The 14,514-nt window shown below is 57.1% G+C and carries 11 protein-coding genes; 1 reads left to right on the top strand and 10 read right to left on the bottom strand.

Annotated elements, in window-relative coordinates:
* Window positions 1-17 precede the first annotated feature (17 nt).
* The 7 genes from PD282_RS12305 to PD282_RS12275 all read right to left on the bottom strand — a co-directional run bounded on the left by PD282_RS12305 (window position 18) and on the right by PD282_RS12275 (window position 10,714).
* Window positions 18-2,117, bottom strand: a complete 2,100-nt coding sequence (locus tag PD282_RS12305) for a beta-galactosidase (protein ID WP_274650967.1) — start codon at window positions 2,115-2,117, stop codon at window positions 18-20.
* A gap of 217 nt (window positions 2,118-2,334) precedes the next feature.
* Entirely contained in the window at window positions 2,335-3,228 is an 894-nt protein-coding gene (locus tag PD282_RS12300; RefSeq protein ID WP_274650966.1) for a carbohydrate ABC transporter permease, read from the bottom strand.
* 17 nt (window positions 3,229-3,245) lie between these two features.
* Window positions 3,246-4,136 carry an ABC transporter permease gene (locus PD282_RS12295; protein WP_274650965.1) on the bottom strand — a complete coding sequence of 297 codons (891 nt, stop codon included), beginning with the start codon at window positions 4,134-4,136 and terminating at the stop codon, window positions 3,246-3,248.
* 77 nt (window positions 4,137-4,213) lie between these two features.
* Window positions 4,214-5,944, bottom strand: a complete 1,731-nt coding sequence (locus PD282_RS12290) for an extracellular solute-binding protein (RefSeq protein ID WP_274650964.1) — start codon at window positions 5,942-5,944, stop codon at window positions 4,214-4,216.
* A gap of 291 nt (window positions 5,945-6,235) precedes the next feature.
* The gene (locus tag PD282_RS12285) at window positions 6,236-7,045 is read right to left on the bottom strand and encodes a phytanoyl-CoA dioxygenase family protein (protein ID WP_274650963.1); all 810 of its coding nucleotides are present in this window, start codon (window positions 7,043-7,045) and stop codon (window positions 6,236-6,238) included.
* A 367-nt stretch (window positions 7,046-7,412) separates the two neighbouring features.
* Window positions 7,413-10,001, bottom strand: a complete 2,589-nt coding sequence (locus PD282_RS12280) for an exo-rhamnogalacturonan lyase family protein (RefSeq protein WP_274650962.1) — start codon at window positions 9,999-10,001, stop codon at window positions 7,413-7,415.
* Window positions 10,001-10,714 carry a DUF1961 family protein gene (locus PD282_RS12275; protein WP_274650961.1) on the bottom strand — a complete coding sequence of 238 codons (714 nt, stop codon included), beginning with the start codon at window positions 10,712-10,714 and terminating at the stop codon, window positions 10,001-10,003. Before PD282_RS12275 ends, PD282_RS12280 begins: the two co-directional genes overlap by 1 nt.
* A gap of 302 nt (window positions 10,715-11,016) precedes the next feature.
* On the opposite strand from PD282_RS12275, the gene PD282_RS12270 reads away from it, so the two are divergent.
* Window positions 11,017-12,444 (top strand): DHA2 family efflux MFS transporter permease subunit, encoded by a 1,428-nt coding sequence (locus tag PD282_RS12270; RefSeq protein WP_420832356.1) that lies wholly within the window; start codon window positions 11,017-11,019, stop codon window positions 12,442-12,444.
* Window positions 12,445-12,541: 97 nt separating this feature from the next.
* On the opposite strand, the gene PD282_RS12265 is transcribed toward PD282_RS12270, so the two are convergent.
* The 3 genes from PD282_RS12265 to PD282_RS12255 all read right to left on the bottom strand — a co-directional run bounded on the left by PD282_RS12265 (window position 12,542) and on the right by PD282_RS12255 (window position 14,454).
* Window positions 12,542-12,904 (bottom strand): GIY-YIG nuclease family protein, encoded by a 363-nt coding sequence (locus PD282_RS12265; protein ID WP_274650959.1) that lies wholly within the window; start codon window positions 12,902-12,904, stop codon window positions 12,542-12,544.
* 26 nt (window positions 12,905-12,930) lie between these two features.
* Window positions 12,931-13,410 (bottom strand): DUF6530 family protein, encoded by a 480-nt coding sequence (locus PD282_RS12260; RefSeq protein WP_274650958.1) that lies wholly within the window; start codon window positions 13,408-13,410, stop codon window positions 12,931-12,933.
* A 309-nt stretch (window positions 13,411-13,719) separates the two neighbouring features.
* Window positions 13,720-14,454, bottom strand: a complete 735-nt coding sequence (locus PD282_RS12255; RefSeq protein ID WP_274650957.1) for a YjgB family protein — start codon at window positions 14,452-14,454, stop codon at window positions 13,720-13,722.
* Window positions 14,455-14,514: the final 60 nt, after the last annotated feature.

The following is a 14,514-nucleotide window of genomic DNA, read 5'->3' as shown; positions in this document are numbered from 1 at the left end:
CCTATGTCATCGCAGACCTACATCAACTGCAAAACGATTGCATCTTTTGCCGGAACCCGGATGGAGAAGAGGTTGTCACGAACAGCCGTATTCGGATCGCCCCATAATACTTTGCACGAGGCAATTTTTGCGAATTGCGGCGATATCTCGATTTCGGCCTCCGCCGATTCGCGATGCGGGTTCAGAATCCACGCGAATTTCCCGCCGGCCCCATCCTGCAGCCTGACGCGCAAATGCGGGCCGTTCACCTTGACCGACTGGTTTCCGCCGCTCCAGGCAAAAACGCGGCGGAAATATTCCATCCCGTTTTCGTCCTTTGTCCGGAAATAGCCTTCAGACGGAAACGTTCCGACCAGCATGGCTTTGCCTTTCCCGAACGAATGCTGGACGGCGGCGACTCTTCCGTCCGCATAAGTCCCTCTTACCGTACCCGTTGTGGGCGCATAGGATTGCAGGAACAATCCGCCGGGCACCTTTGCCCCGTCCAGATCGAATGAAATATGCTGCGCGATATCGGGCATAAATTCCACTTCATGCTGAAGAGCGCCGAATAAGCGGTCCCACCCATGATTCGGCTGCACGACGCCGACCCGTCCCGCATCGCCGAAATAAGCGGGGCACCCTTCGGAAATCAGGATCCCGCCCTTTTCCACCCAGCCGGCGATTCGGCCGGCATTTTCCGCAGACAGTTTGATCGGATACGGCAGATACAGCACGCAGTACTCGTCGATATGATCGATCAGCACATAGTCCGCCTGGATATGATTATCGAAGAAGCCCTGGTAAGTACCCCACATGCATTTCGTATAAAATTCGCCTTCCCCGGCCTGCTCCAGCAGATGATTAAACACCTGGGTTTCCGGAACCACGACGATGCCGATGTCCCCTTTCACCGGCGAAGAAAGGAACAGATCGCGCTGGGCTTCGCCGTTCGCCCATTTGGCGATCTCGCTTGCGGCTTCCGAACGGGGATTCTGGAGACCGTCGGTGTCGTAAAGGCCGAAGGCGCCGAACAGCGGCCCGTCCAGCAGCGAACGCCACCGCAGATACATGATTCCGCGGGCTCCTCCGGCCAGGGACGTCATGTTCCAAAGCCTGACGTCGGCGGCGGTCGCCACTCGGCCGTCCTCCTTCTCTCTGCCGACGACCTGCGGCTGCAGCCAGAGCGGTCCGCCCTGCATTTCCGCATGCCAGAACGGTTTTCCCCGCGAGCCTGCCCGTACGAGATCGATCGCCTGCGACTGCTTCCACGGCTCGCTCCCTTTGCGCGCGGTCACCCAGGTGAGCCCGTAGCTCGACACCTTCGACGCGGCAAGCCAGTCGTCGGATCCTCCGGCCGCCATATTTTGCAGGCTTGCGGCGATGCCGTGCGCCGTAACCGAATTGCGGCTGTCCAAGCTTCGGATAAGCTCTACCTTCCACTGCATTTGAGCGTGAAAATTGTGCTTGCGGAATTCCAGCCAGTCGATGCACTCGGGATACGCTTCCTTGAATACGGGCGCCTGCACGTCCTCCCATTCCGCAAAGCTGTAACGTCTCCATGCTTTGCCGAGCGCTTCCAGCGAGCCGTACTTTTCTCTCAGCCACTCGCGGAATTTGTTCTGCGTAGCCGGACAATAACAAACCTGGTGACCGTAATTGCATTCGTTCCACACGTCGTATCCGAACATGCCGGGATGATCCGTATATCGAAGCACAAGCTCGCGCAAAAATTCGCCCGTGAGCCGCTTCGATTCGTCGTGGTCGAGACAAAGCCCCCCGGTATGGCCTCCGATGGCGGAGCTTACCTGCATCCGGCTTACGGCGGTCTTCCCGTCCGCTTGCTGCAGCAGCAAATGACGGTATTTGCGGTTCAGCCATTCCGGCGTGAAGGTGGTCATCTCCGCAATAATCGTTCGAATGCCGTATTTGGCCGCCAGCTCCAGCTGCGCATCGTATTCCTCCCAATCGTACCGGCCGGGGGCGATTTCGATGGCGCTCCACATGAACCAATGGCGGAACAGGTTCATGCCGTCCCGGCTCGCTTGGGCGTAATCCCGCTCCCAATCCTTCCGGGGCGGATTCGATTTCCGAAAATAAACGGCGCCGTACGGCACTTGAGGGTGTTTCATGCTCATGAGCGGTTTTCCTCCAATTCAATTCGAATAAACTCCCGAACTTCCAGTTTCGATACGGCTATTGTCAGCTCGGCGTCCTGCTCCGAGAAGACCGCATTCCGGTCCGACTGCAGGAGCCGCACGCATCCGGCCTGTTCGCCGGGCTGCAATTTCATTTTCAGCGCAAGGTGCGGTTCGCCTGTCGATACGTCGCTGCTTCAGCGGAGATGCGCCGCCTTCATTCCTTCACGGACCCGAGCGTGATCCCGTGAATAAAATACCGCTGAAGAAACGGATACACGGCCAAAATGGGGATCATCGCGATGAACACCTTGGCCGCATTCAGCGTCCGGTTCGAGAGCGAGGCCATCATTTTCATCTGTTCTTCGTCGAGAATGTTCGGATTGAAGACGACGACCAGCTGCTGAATGTACGTTTGAAGCGGATAAAATTCCTCGCGGGTCATGAAGATCAGCCCGTACAAAAATTCGTTCCAGTGCATGACGATGTTGAACAACGAAACCGTGGCCAGCACCGGGACGGAGAGCGGGATGAACACGCGGGTCAGCATGATCCACGGCCCCGCTCCGTCGACGAGCGCCGCCTCTTCCAGCTCCTTCGGCAAATTGCGGAAGAAATTGACGGTCAGGATCACGTTGAACACCAGTCCGTGCGTCGCGCCCGCAACCAATACGAGCGCCCAGATGCTGTTGATCATGCCCAGCGCCTTGACCGTCAAATACAAGGGAATCAGTCCCCCGTTGAACAGCATCGTAAACACGAGGATCCACATGAGCGCGTTGCGCTGCGGGAATTCTCTCGTACTCCTCGATAACGGGTAAGCCATCAGCGCGACGACGAAAAAGTTCAGCACCAGCCCTATCGCCACGCGCTGGACGGAGATCCAGAACGAATGGAAAAATTGCGTGTCGCTTAACAGCTCGCGGTACGAGTTCAGATTGAATCCGACCGGCCACAGCCAGACCAGGCCGCCGGCCGCCGCCGCTTTGGAGCTGAGCGACAGCGCCAGCGTGTACCAGATCGGCAGAATGCAGGTGAGCGTAATGCCCAGCAAAATGACGATCAATACGATATTGAACAGCCTGGAGCCGATCGTCATGTCTTTAACCATCGTCTCACTTCCCATCTCTAGAAAATGCGGTAGTTCGTAAAACGATAAGCCAGTACGTAAGAAATCGAAATCAGAATCAGCCCGATAACGGATTTGAGCAGGCCGACGGCCGTCGCCAGTTCGTACTGCAGATCGAGGAGGCCCGCCCGGTACACCCAGGTGTCGATGATATCGCCCGTCGAGTAGACCAGCGGATTATACAGGTTAAAGATTTGATCGAATCCGGCATTGAGCACATTGCCGAGACTGAGCACGGCCAGCAGCGCCACGGTCGTCCGGATCCCGGGCAGAGTGATATGCCAAAGGGCTTTTATCCGGCCGCCTCCGTCGATGGCGTGCGCCTCGTACAGGGCGGGGTTGATTCCCGTCATAGCCGCGAGATAGATGATCGTATTGAACCCGAAGTCCTTCCAAATGTCGCTTCCGACGACAAGGTACGGGAACAGCGGCGCTTTGGCAAAAAAGACCGCCGGTTCCGCTCCGAATAAGGCCAGCAGCTGGTTGACCGGTCCCGTGTAGGAAAAGAGATCGAGCACGATGCCCCCCAAAATGACCCAGGACAAAAAGTGGGGCAAGTAGACGATCGTCTGAATCGACCGTTTCAGGATCGTGATGCGCAGCTCGTTCAGCATCAGCGCAAACGTTAACGGAACGATCAGATTCCCGACGATTTTCATGCAGGCGATAAACAAGGTGTTCACGAAAATAGTCTTCGTGTCGTCCAGCTGGAACATATATTCGAAGGTATCGAGACCCGACCATTTGGAGCCCAGAATGCCCCTCACCGGGTTAAAGTCCTGAAAGGCGATGGCGATCCCGAACATCGGGATGACGCAAAAGACGATCACCCACGCGTAGCCCGGCAGAAGCATCAGCACGTAATGCTTGACAAAACCTTTCGATTTCATCGCGTTCCTCCTTCCTTTCCCCGTTCACATAAAGAGGCGCCCCTTCATCCGGCGCCCCGTTATGTCCATTCGGCTCGTCACTGCTTCAGGAAGTCCTGTACTTCCTTCGTAATCTGATCGCCGCCCTGTCTTTTCCAGCTTTCGACGAATTGATCGAACGAATCGAGCGGAGCGGAGCCCAAGATGATTTTATAGAACGTCTCGGATTCCAGCTTCATCAAATTCGCCCAGCGCTTCGTCATCGTCGGCGTCTGCTCCCAGATCAGGCTTTCGACGTCGTTCCGATTCGGATCCATAAGCGGTCTGCTGCCGACCACCCGTACATACATTCGAGTGAAACCTGCCATATCCTCAAGATTCCAATTTTGAATATCGTAGTTATCGTAAGGCTTCTTCTTGACCTGCACATATTTGTTATAATCGTCGGGATATAAAGCCGGCTCGAAATCGACGTCGAGCGTTTCCTTCGGCTGGCCTTCCTCGAATACGCCTTTGATCAGCTTCGCGATTGCCGTCATTTGATCCCGCCGGTCGAAGGAGGTCCGGAGCGGCATATTCGATCCCTCGACGCCTAAGTCCTCCTCGAAATGATCGCCTTTGGCCATGCGGTAATTCGCCAGCTTCATGACAGCTTCCGGGTGTTTAAAGCCCTTCTTGGCGACCAGCCATTCCACGGTCGGCGCGTTGACGGTCTGATTCCATTTGCCGTTGGCATCGAGAGGCAGCGCGTAGGACTGCCAGTTGGCCTTCGGGTCGTTCTTCCAGGCATCCGTCAGCGGTGTATAAGCGGCCCACAGCGCTTGAAAGAAAATGCCCGCTTTCCCGGCAACGATCGGTTCGTTGTCGTCCTTGCGCACGCCCACCTGAGGATCGATCAGTCCTTCCGCATACCATTTGCGCAGCACCGAAAGCGCCTCCTTCGTTTCCGGCTGAATCGAGCCGTAGACGGCGCTCCCGTCCGAGCCCTTCACCCAATAACCCGGATAAGCGTTTTTGGCGTAGAAAATGCTGCCGAGCCCTTTTTCCGTTCCTTCCAGAAAAGTCGGATACAGGGGATCGTTCGCGTCCGTGCCCATGATGCCGATCGTATCCGCTTTTCCGTTGCCGTCCGGATCCTGTTCTACAAAGGCTTTGGCCACTTTCTCCAGGTCGTCCAGCGTCTTCGGCAGCTCAAGACCCAGCTTGTCGAGCCAATCCTTGCGAATCCACAGGTTGTGAAGGGCGCCGTCCGAGCTGCCGACGCCCGGAATGGCCATCAGCTTGCCGTCGAAGGTGGCCGAGGCCATCGCCTCGCCGTTGGTCGTTTTCCAAGCCTCCTGAATAAACGGGGACGCGTATTTCACGGCCTCCGTCATCTCTTCCAGCTGGCCGGATTCCACCATTTCTCTGAGCTGAACCTTGTTGACCTTCATCGCGTCGGGCAAATCGTTGCTGGCGATGGCGAGGCTCACCTTTTGGTCCAGATTGGTGCAGGCGACGGTCCAGTAACTGGTCGTTTTAATATTCATCTCCTGCTCGATCGCTCTTGTGTATACGTTATCCGACGGCGTCTCCCCCGGCCCCAGCGTATCCTGGGCCGTCGGGTCGATGCATTGCCCGGTGCTCATCGTCACCAGCTGGTCGTATTTGCCGAACGGGTCGATCGTTTGTCCCGGCGCGTCTTCTCCCGTCTTCCCGGAGCCGGAAGCTTCCGTGCCGGGGGATTCCCGGTCCGGGCCCTTTGCCTGCTCATCGCCTCCATTTCCGCTGCAAGCGCTTACGGAAACGATAAGAGCGGCCGCCAATACCGTTAAAAATCCTTTCTTCATCGATGCTCGAACCTCCCGGTTTCGTTGTTGGATTCATTGCCTTTGCCGGCCATACCACTCCCCTTTCGTTTGAGATCGTCCGCTATGCATGAATGAATAGACCTCGTCCGCTGCCGCGTTTTATTTTAAGATTACGTGGTGTAGACAAGATTCATTCGGGTTAATTTTGGACAGCGGCAGAAGCCTTGAACGGGATAAAACGCCAAACAGGCCAAATAAAAGCGTTACTACGCTTTTACTTGACCTGTTTTTCTTCCCGGCTATGCTGTTTGTAAGATGTTTATGTCCCTGTTATTCGTCCCCGAAAACCGTCGCCGGATACCCGGCCCCGAACGGCGCGTCGGGCCGCTCGAATTCGCCCGCCAGATAGCGGCGTACGGGCGTCGTGCGCTGCAAATAATCCTTATCGTTATGAAACCGGTCGGAGAACCGGACCCACGGCGGACTGTAAATATAGTGGGCGGTGTACCGGTCGTAATCGCCGTCGTGCGCGTACGTGCGGTGCCAGACGGCATTGTGAAACAGCAGCACGGAGCCGGCCGGCGCGCAGATGACGTGCCCGATCGGCAGATCGCCTTTTGCCGCGCGAATGTCCGGCGGCAGCGGCACCTGCGCCCGGTGGCTGCCCGGGATCATTTCCATGTTGCCCATCCGCGGGCGGGACTGATCGGTTAGCAGGTACGACGCGCGCAGCTGGAGCAGCGGAATCGGGTAGCCGAGCCGCTTGAAATCGTACGCGCCCGAGCCGTCCTGATGCCAGCCGCCGTGGCCCCCGAACGCCGGCTGCTTCGTGCACCAGGCGGACTGCAAAATGAAGCGGTCGCCATATAAGGCCCTGACCTTCGGCAGCACGGCCGGATGATCGATCAATTCCTCCAGCGCCGCCTCCGTTTCGAACCCCCGTCCAACCTGCGCCCACCCCGTCGTGCCCGCCTTCTCGTGAAGGCGGACGGACGCCTCCAGACATTGCTGCACCTGATCGGCGGACAGGACGTTCGGGATCACCAGATATCCCCACGATTCAAACATAAAGCGGTCAAGCTCCGTAAATTCACCGGGCTCGGAAACAGCCAGCGGCCCCTGATACAGCTCAGCAGACATGCGACAACCTCCCGATTTTGAAAAGTGAGTTCGAAGCAAACGACGCCTGGCATTTGCGGCATCGGCATCCTCCGCTGCCTTCCATAGCTTCCCCTTGATTCTCCTGCATGCCGCAATCGCCCTGAATATATCATATATATAGAATATGTACAATAAAGAAATGCATGGGGAACGACTTTCTTAAAATTTATAAAAATTTAAGTTATATGCCTCCGATACGTGTGCTTCCTGAAGGCAGTACATCGTTTTGGCTGTTAGAGAGGAATCGGCGGCTTTTTAAATATATATATTCAATATATTTTAATTGCAACTCTCCCGAATCCGTAAAAAAACGCCTTACCGGGCAATACCCGATAAGGCGCTTCGCTCATGATTTAACCGCTTCCGCCCGTTCAACCAAAGCCTCTCCGATCAGCTCAAGCCCGAGGATCACGTTCAGCGACCATTGCGAGGCGGTATTGGTGCTGATCCACGGCACTTCGTTCAGCGGTCTCAAATAATCCTGTGCCACCGCTTGCGCGTCCCCGGGGTCCTCAAGTCCGAAACGGTCCTGCAGCAAAATGTCCCATACCTGCCTCGCAAGCGCTTTGTCGTTATGTTTATGGGCAGCGTACGCCACGATCGACGCGCACAGCACCGGGTGGTCGAAGCTGCCGCGGCGGATGGCGCCGCCGGTCCGCCGCTCCTTTTCCTCTTTCGGGAGTAAATAGAATTCGCCGAATTCCGCCATCATCGCCTCCCATTCCGGGTCCTTCAGCAGCCGCGCCAGCTCGAACCACACCTGCGGCCCGCCCATGCAAATAGCGAGATGCCGTCCCCAGTTGTCGTCGCCGAAATGGAACAATTCGCCCGATTTTGGATCGTACCCGTACACCGGACCGGTGAGCAGCCGGAACGGCATGCTTTTGATGCAAGCGATGCCGACCAGCAGCTTATCCCGGTACGCCGTATCCTCATACCGCTCCCAGCGCGTCATCCAGTTCGAGCTGAACGCCGCCCAGTCCGGGCCGACCCGGGTATGGGTCGGAAATTCGTCCTTCGGAAAGTAGGAGCGCATCGGATCGAGGCCCACCGTCGAAAAATCCGAATCCTTCACCTCGTCCATAATATCGCCGATCCGCTCGTCCGCCGTCAAATAATAATAAAACCGGTGCAGCCCCGCCATGCCGATGCGGGCTTCCTTGCAGCCGCAGCCCCAGTGCACGACATTGTGGCGCGACCCGAGACCCGCGTAAGGCCCGAAGTGATACACATCGACTTCGCTCGTATGGCGGGTCATCGCCTCCGCCAGCCTGAAAATGTCCTCTCTGCCGCTGCGCAGAAACATGTACCAAAGCCACATATTCGGCGCCAGCTCCGTATTCTGCCAGGCGCAGCCGCCGATATCGTACCGCCAGACGTGCCGCACCGGGTCGTAGCTGTGCATCACGTCGCCGTAATCCCAAAAGCCGTACCATCGCCGCTGCTCGATTTCATCCTTGTAAAATCGAATGACGGCGTCAAGCCGCTCCTCCAAAAACGCCCGCTCCGGCCGGCTGCGGTCCGGAAGGCTCCAAACGCCGAAGGCTCCGGTCCGATGGTAATGCTCCGGCTCGCAGACAAGCAGGCTCGGAGCCTCGGCTTCCGTCGCCATCGCGCGCAGCGTTTCCTGCCCGGGCGTCCGGTCCAGGCACCAGATCGTCAGCTCGTTCGTATTCGCGATGCCGTAAGGCGTGGCGCGCATCTCTTCGAAGCCTTCGTAGGAGGATGCGACATGAGTTTCCGTATCGTAATGGCGCAAATCCATCGCACCGGCGTCCGGCGACCAGAACCATGCGGTCAGGACGGCTTCGTCCTTCGACAGCCCTACGGCTTCCATGGCGGAAGGATGCTTCTGCCAAAAATTGCGGATGCCGACCGCCAGTCCCCCGCTTTCGCCCCCGGCATAGACGAGCCCTCCGGATCTTCGGCCTTCGCCTGCCTTAATCCAGGCGCATTCCGCCTTCGTCCGTTTCGAAATGCGGAAATGGTCGGACGATGCCTGCACGAGCTTGAACTCGTCCCAGACCGCGGAATCGTCCAGCAGCTCGAGAAACCGGTCGTCCTCCTGCGGATCGAAGCTTACCGGTTCCCCGGCCGTCTGCCGCCTGTACAAGTCCTCGTATTTCCCGCGGGTGCGGAGCGTCGCGAGCAGCTTCGGCGATTCGGCGAAAAAGCCGGTATCTCCGGCAAAGCGGACATGCCGGTTGTAGAGCGGCCCGCTCATCGGGACGGCGAACGTCATCCCGAGCCCTTTTATATGGTCTTGCTGTTCGTTGCCGTCATACAGAAACGTATGGACGGCTTTGATGCCGATCTGCCCGGCGTAAAAATAGAGCCTGAGCACGAACGGCAGCCATTTTCTCGCGCCGGAAACCGCTTGGTGCCTGCCTTCGATTTTGATCACGCCGCGAACCGGTCCGCTCTGTTCCAGAACCGCTCCCGTAATCTCGCCGTGAAACGTCTCTTCCCGGTAAACCGTGCTTCCGGAGGTCCGATGCCGCTGCTCAAGAAGGCAAACCAGCTTTCCGTCCGCGCAGAGCGGCGTTCCGCCGCGGTTAATCGAGCGGATGGCGGACGATCCCGTCTTGTTCACCCTGCAGACGATGCCTCCGGTGTCCACTTCGATATAATCGCCCGCGTCTTTCGCCTGAAGCGGCGCATCGGCAGGCTCCGGTTCGCCTTTGACGAGGACGTAGGAATCGTTCGCCCCGCCGGCGAACGACGCCGAATGAGCGCTCCATTTCACGCTGCCGTCCGGCCAGTAGGCCGCCGGCCAGCTCTGCACGGGAACGCGCTGCCCGTTTGACGCAAGCAGGGCGACGCGTTCCTCTCGCTTCAGCTCCCCTTCGGCCCACGGGATCCCCCATGTAACGCCGGCGGACCCGGCAGGGCCGCCGTTCAGCCAGCGCAGCCGAACCGTTTGATTCGCTGTCATCAACGATCATCTCCCGTATCGCGTATTTTGGTTACGTCATAGACGTTCAGATCGGCGTATTCGGCAATGAGCGGCGCCATTTGGCGAAAGCCGATTTTGCCTCCGCCAAGCACTTCTCCGTAACGCCTGCCGTCGTCGATCCAATGAAAAATGGTCAGCCCGTTAATGGCAAACAGAATCTCCGGGCCGCATTTCACCAGCTTCATCCGGTACGGCGGCACTGCGTCGCTTACGGACGGAATCGGGTCGGCGCCTTGAGCCGCCAGATGAAAACCGTAGCTTTTGCGCAGATTGCACGTATGAAAGCCGCGCTCCTCCGTTTCCTTTCGCCGGAAATACGAGACGTGATACGCATGGATATCCCCGTGATGATACTGCCCGTAAACCCCGGTTCTTGCCGTCAGCCGGTCGTCGAACAAGTCCTCGCCGCCTTTGCCCTTCGCCGCAAAAAACAGGATGCACAAGCCCGGCTCCCGCAGCGGCCGGAACTCCCACGTGACCGCAATGTTTTCGGGGAAATCGATCGGGCACCAGTAGACGAAATTCGACTGCTGTCCGAGCCCGGGATCGAGCTTGTTCTCCAGCCGCATCCGGCCGAGTGGAAAGCTGACCGCGGCCTCCCCCTCCATCCTAAAATCGCGCACATCGTCTTCACTAGCCAATGGATTGCGATAAATCAGATCGCCGATCGCGAACCGCTCTTCATCTGTCATTTCCGGTTCCTTTCTTGATTGGGATAGGAACAACATAGCGGATCGCTTTTTTGCCCGCAACCGGACTTTTTTGCCCCCTGACGGACGGGGATAGGACATTTTTGTCCCGTCTTCCATTCTTTGTCCGCCCGCCCAGGAAGGAGCAAAAATAAAATTCATGTAAAAGGAAAGCGAACGGTTGTTCTTGAGTACCCCGAAATGGTAATATGGGAAAATAAGATTTGCAAAAAGCAGTTCGCTGGAGGGGACCCGACTTGAACGTTTCCAATGAAGCGGCTCACGCTTCACCCGATTTAACCGGAATCAAAAAAGGGCCGATCGTCGCCGCGCTCGTCATCGGCGCTTTTGTAGCCATTCTGAACGAGACGCTGCTGAACATCGCGTTTCCGGATTTGATAACCGAATTCGGCCTGACGCCGGCCACGATTCAATGGCTGTCCACGGCTTATATGCTCGTCATCGGTATTCTCGTGCCGGTCACCGCGCTGCTTCAAATGTGGTTTACGACAAGGCAAATGTTTCTGTCAGCCATGATTTTGTTCCTGGCCGGAACCGTCATATGCGGAACGGCGCCCGTGTTCGAAGTGCTGCTCGCCGGACGTATCGTTCAAGCGCTGGGGACGGGTCTCATGCTGCCCGTTTTGATGAATACGATCCTGATTATTTTCCCCCCGGACAAAAGAGGCGCGGCAATGGGAATGATCGGCCTGGTCATCATGTTCGGGCCGGCCATCGGGCCGACGCTGGCGGGGCTCATTATCGACCAGCTGAACTGGCGCTGGCTGTTTTACCTCGTCATACCGCTCGCAGCCTTCTCCGTCATTTTCGCGGGTGCGTTTCTGCGCAACGTGTCCGATCTGACCCGGCCCAAGGTCGATATCTTATCGATCCTGCTGTCCAGCATCGGCTTCGGGGGCATCGTATACGGCTTTAGCAAAGCGGGCGAAGGCTCGTGGGACACGCCCGAAGTGGTGTGGACGCTCATCGCCGGAGGCTTGGCGCTGGTGCTGTTCATCGTCCGTCAGTTGACCGTGCGCGATCCGATTCTCGATCTGCGGACGTTTAAATTTCCGATGTTCACGCTCGTCACGGTCTTGATGCTCGTGCTGATGATGACGCTGTTCTCGACCATGATCCTGCTTCCGCTGTTTCTGCAGACCGCGCTGATGATGACCGCGTTCAAGGCGGGGCTCACGCTGATGCCGGGCGGTATCATCAACGGTGCCATGGCGCCTGTTTCCGGCAAGCTGTTCGACCGGTTCGGCCCTCGCGTGCTGGTCGTGCCGGGGCTGATTCTCGTGCAGCTGTCGATCTGGCTGTTCACCGGCATTTCCGTCCATACGACCACGGGCTTCGTCGTGACGCTCCATATCATTTTGCTCGTGGGCATTTCGCTTGTCATGATGCCGGCGCAGACGACGGGGCTGAATCAGCTTCCCCGCCACCTGTACCCGCACGGAACGGCGATCCTGAACACGCTGCAGCAGGTCGCAGGCGCCGTCGGCACGGCGCTGTTTATCAGCATTATGTCGGCCGGCACGAAAAAATATAATGCGACGACGCCGAATCCGAATCCTGCGGAGGGGCTTGTTGCCGGGCTGCACAATGCGTTTCTTGTTTCATTCTTTATTGGCTGCATCGCGCTCATCCTGGGCTTTTTCATACGGCGCGTCCATTTGGCCGAGGCGCCGCAAACGGAGCCGAAACCGGAGCAGGAGCAAACGGCCTGAACAGCGGCAAGTTTACGGACAGAATAAAACGAAGACCCGCCAGGCGCGCAAGCCTGACGGGTCATTTTTTCGATTCCGTTTTACTTCCTTTCGTCCTTCATCCATTCGCCGGCGGCTTATTGTACCCCCGGTCGCCGAAAGGCTGCAGCTTCTCAAACCACCGCTTCTCCATCTGCTTCAGTTCCCAGCGCATATCGGTTACCTTGCCCGATTCCTTTTCCTCGAGCACCTCGAAATCGAAGGCATCGGGGCCCTGCTCCTTCCAATCCTTCTGAAGCGCGGCATTCGCAAAGCGGCCCATGTCCAGCTGAGCCTGCAAAGTCAGCCATTTGTTCTTCAGATTGGGATAGGCGGCGACGAAGATTTTGCCGCTGGCCCGGTTCGTGATCCGGATCGCCCCCATGTACGATTTGATCTGTTTAAATTCCTCCAGCAGCTCCTTGCGTTTCGTCTTATCCATTTTGTCCTCCTTTCCGAAGCGAGGATTTAATAGCCCATTTCCTTCAAAATGCGGGCCAGCGTGCGAAGCCGTTCTCCAATCAGCTCGTCGTCGGAGCTGAGTGCCTGGCTGAACAGCTTCATATCCTCGTCGATTTTGTCGTTTTCCGTACAGACCGCTACGGTCATGGCGTCCCCCTGCAGGCCGATGCGGTCGATGACCGGCTGCTGCGGATCGTACAAATGCTCATACCGGTAAGCGTCGCGGAAATGCGCCATAGCGCGGCAAATGAGAATCGACAAATCCAGCACGCGATGAAGCGGCAGCTCCTCCGACTGGCGGGACCATTTCTCCCCCGTATATCGCCACACCTTGGCGGAAATATCGACTTTCCCCCGGTCGTTCCACTGGGCCAGCCCAAGGGAGAGCCCCTTGGCGTCCGTATTCCGGGCATAACGCCCATCCACCTGCTCGTAATTTTCCGAAACGATGACCGGTTTATGTTTTAACGTTGTCGGTATGTTCAATTTCATCCCTCATTTTATTCGATTTAGTGAATTTACTAAATTACTAAGTAACTGATTTCTCGATTCATTATAGCTTGCATTTTGTCGAGCGTCAATGCCTGACGTGTCCCTTTGCCGGTGCTGCCAATAAGCCGCCGCCCCGCCATTCCTCTTAAGCTCGGTTCTACCGCTCCCCGCCGCCTGCGATTGACCACAAAAAAATGCCGCACTGAGCGGCATTTTCCTGCGGTTTCTTATTCGGCTTTTTGCGCGGAACCCTTGGACTACGGAGCCCTTGGATCCCTCCCTTCAAGTTGAATCCAAACTATTTTATCCGGCCATATTATTAATGGAATCTTTGGGCGCGTAAACGGAAATGTGGTCCACTTTGCCCGTCGATTTCGGAATAATAAATTTCAACTGGTAATCGCTGTTCGCTTGATAGATATAGATGCTGTCGTCCCCGTTTTTCGTGATATCGGCAGGTTTGCCGAGCGTTTGCTCGATCTGCTTCAAGGTCAGCGTCTGCAGCTTCGGATCGTTGGAGCGTACGTCGAAAATTTGCTCCCCTTTATTAAATCCGATGACGGCATGCTTCTTGCTGTATGTGGCGTACAGCCCTTTGCCCGCCGCATCCGTATTGTCGGCCTTCCCCCATGACTTCTGGACATCCTCGATCAAATTCGTATGCGCCGCAAACGGAATACCCGGAATGCGCCCCTTCTTTGCGGACGCAAGCAGTTCCTTCAGCTGCGCGGTATCGTCATCGTTCGTCGTTGTCGTTTTGCCGGATCCGGTCGACTGACCCGCTGTGGAACCGGCCGGACTGGACGAATCGGCTGCTCCTCCGGTGACGGACGTCCCTGTGGCACTGCTTCCCGTTTCCGACGAACCCGCTCCCCCGGCTGTGGAGCCGCCCGGACTGGACGTCTGAGCTGCAGGTACCGACGGCACGGGATTCGTCTGCGATGCGTTGCCGTTTGAGCTGTTTGAGCTGCACGCGGCTAGCGTCATGATGCCGGCCAATACGGCGGAATAAGTCAGTGCTTTGAACGTCGTTTTCATGTTAACATCTCCCAATTCGCTTTTAACGTTGCCTTAGGATTGACGAATGACGGCCAAGAA

This window comes from Paenibacillus humicola (genome assembly GCF_028826105.1).
Lineage (GTDB): Bacteria > Bacillota > Bacilli > Paenibacillales > Paenibacillaceae > Paenibacillus_Z > Paenibacillus_Z humicola.
Note: the sequence above shows the minus strand (reverse complement) of the source record. Positions and strands in the feature narration are given on the sequence as shown.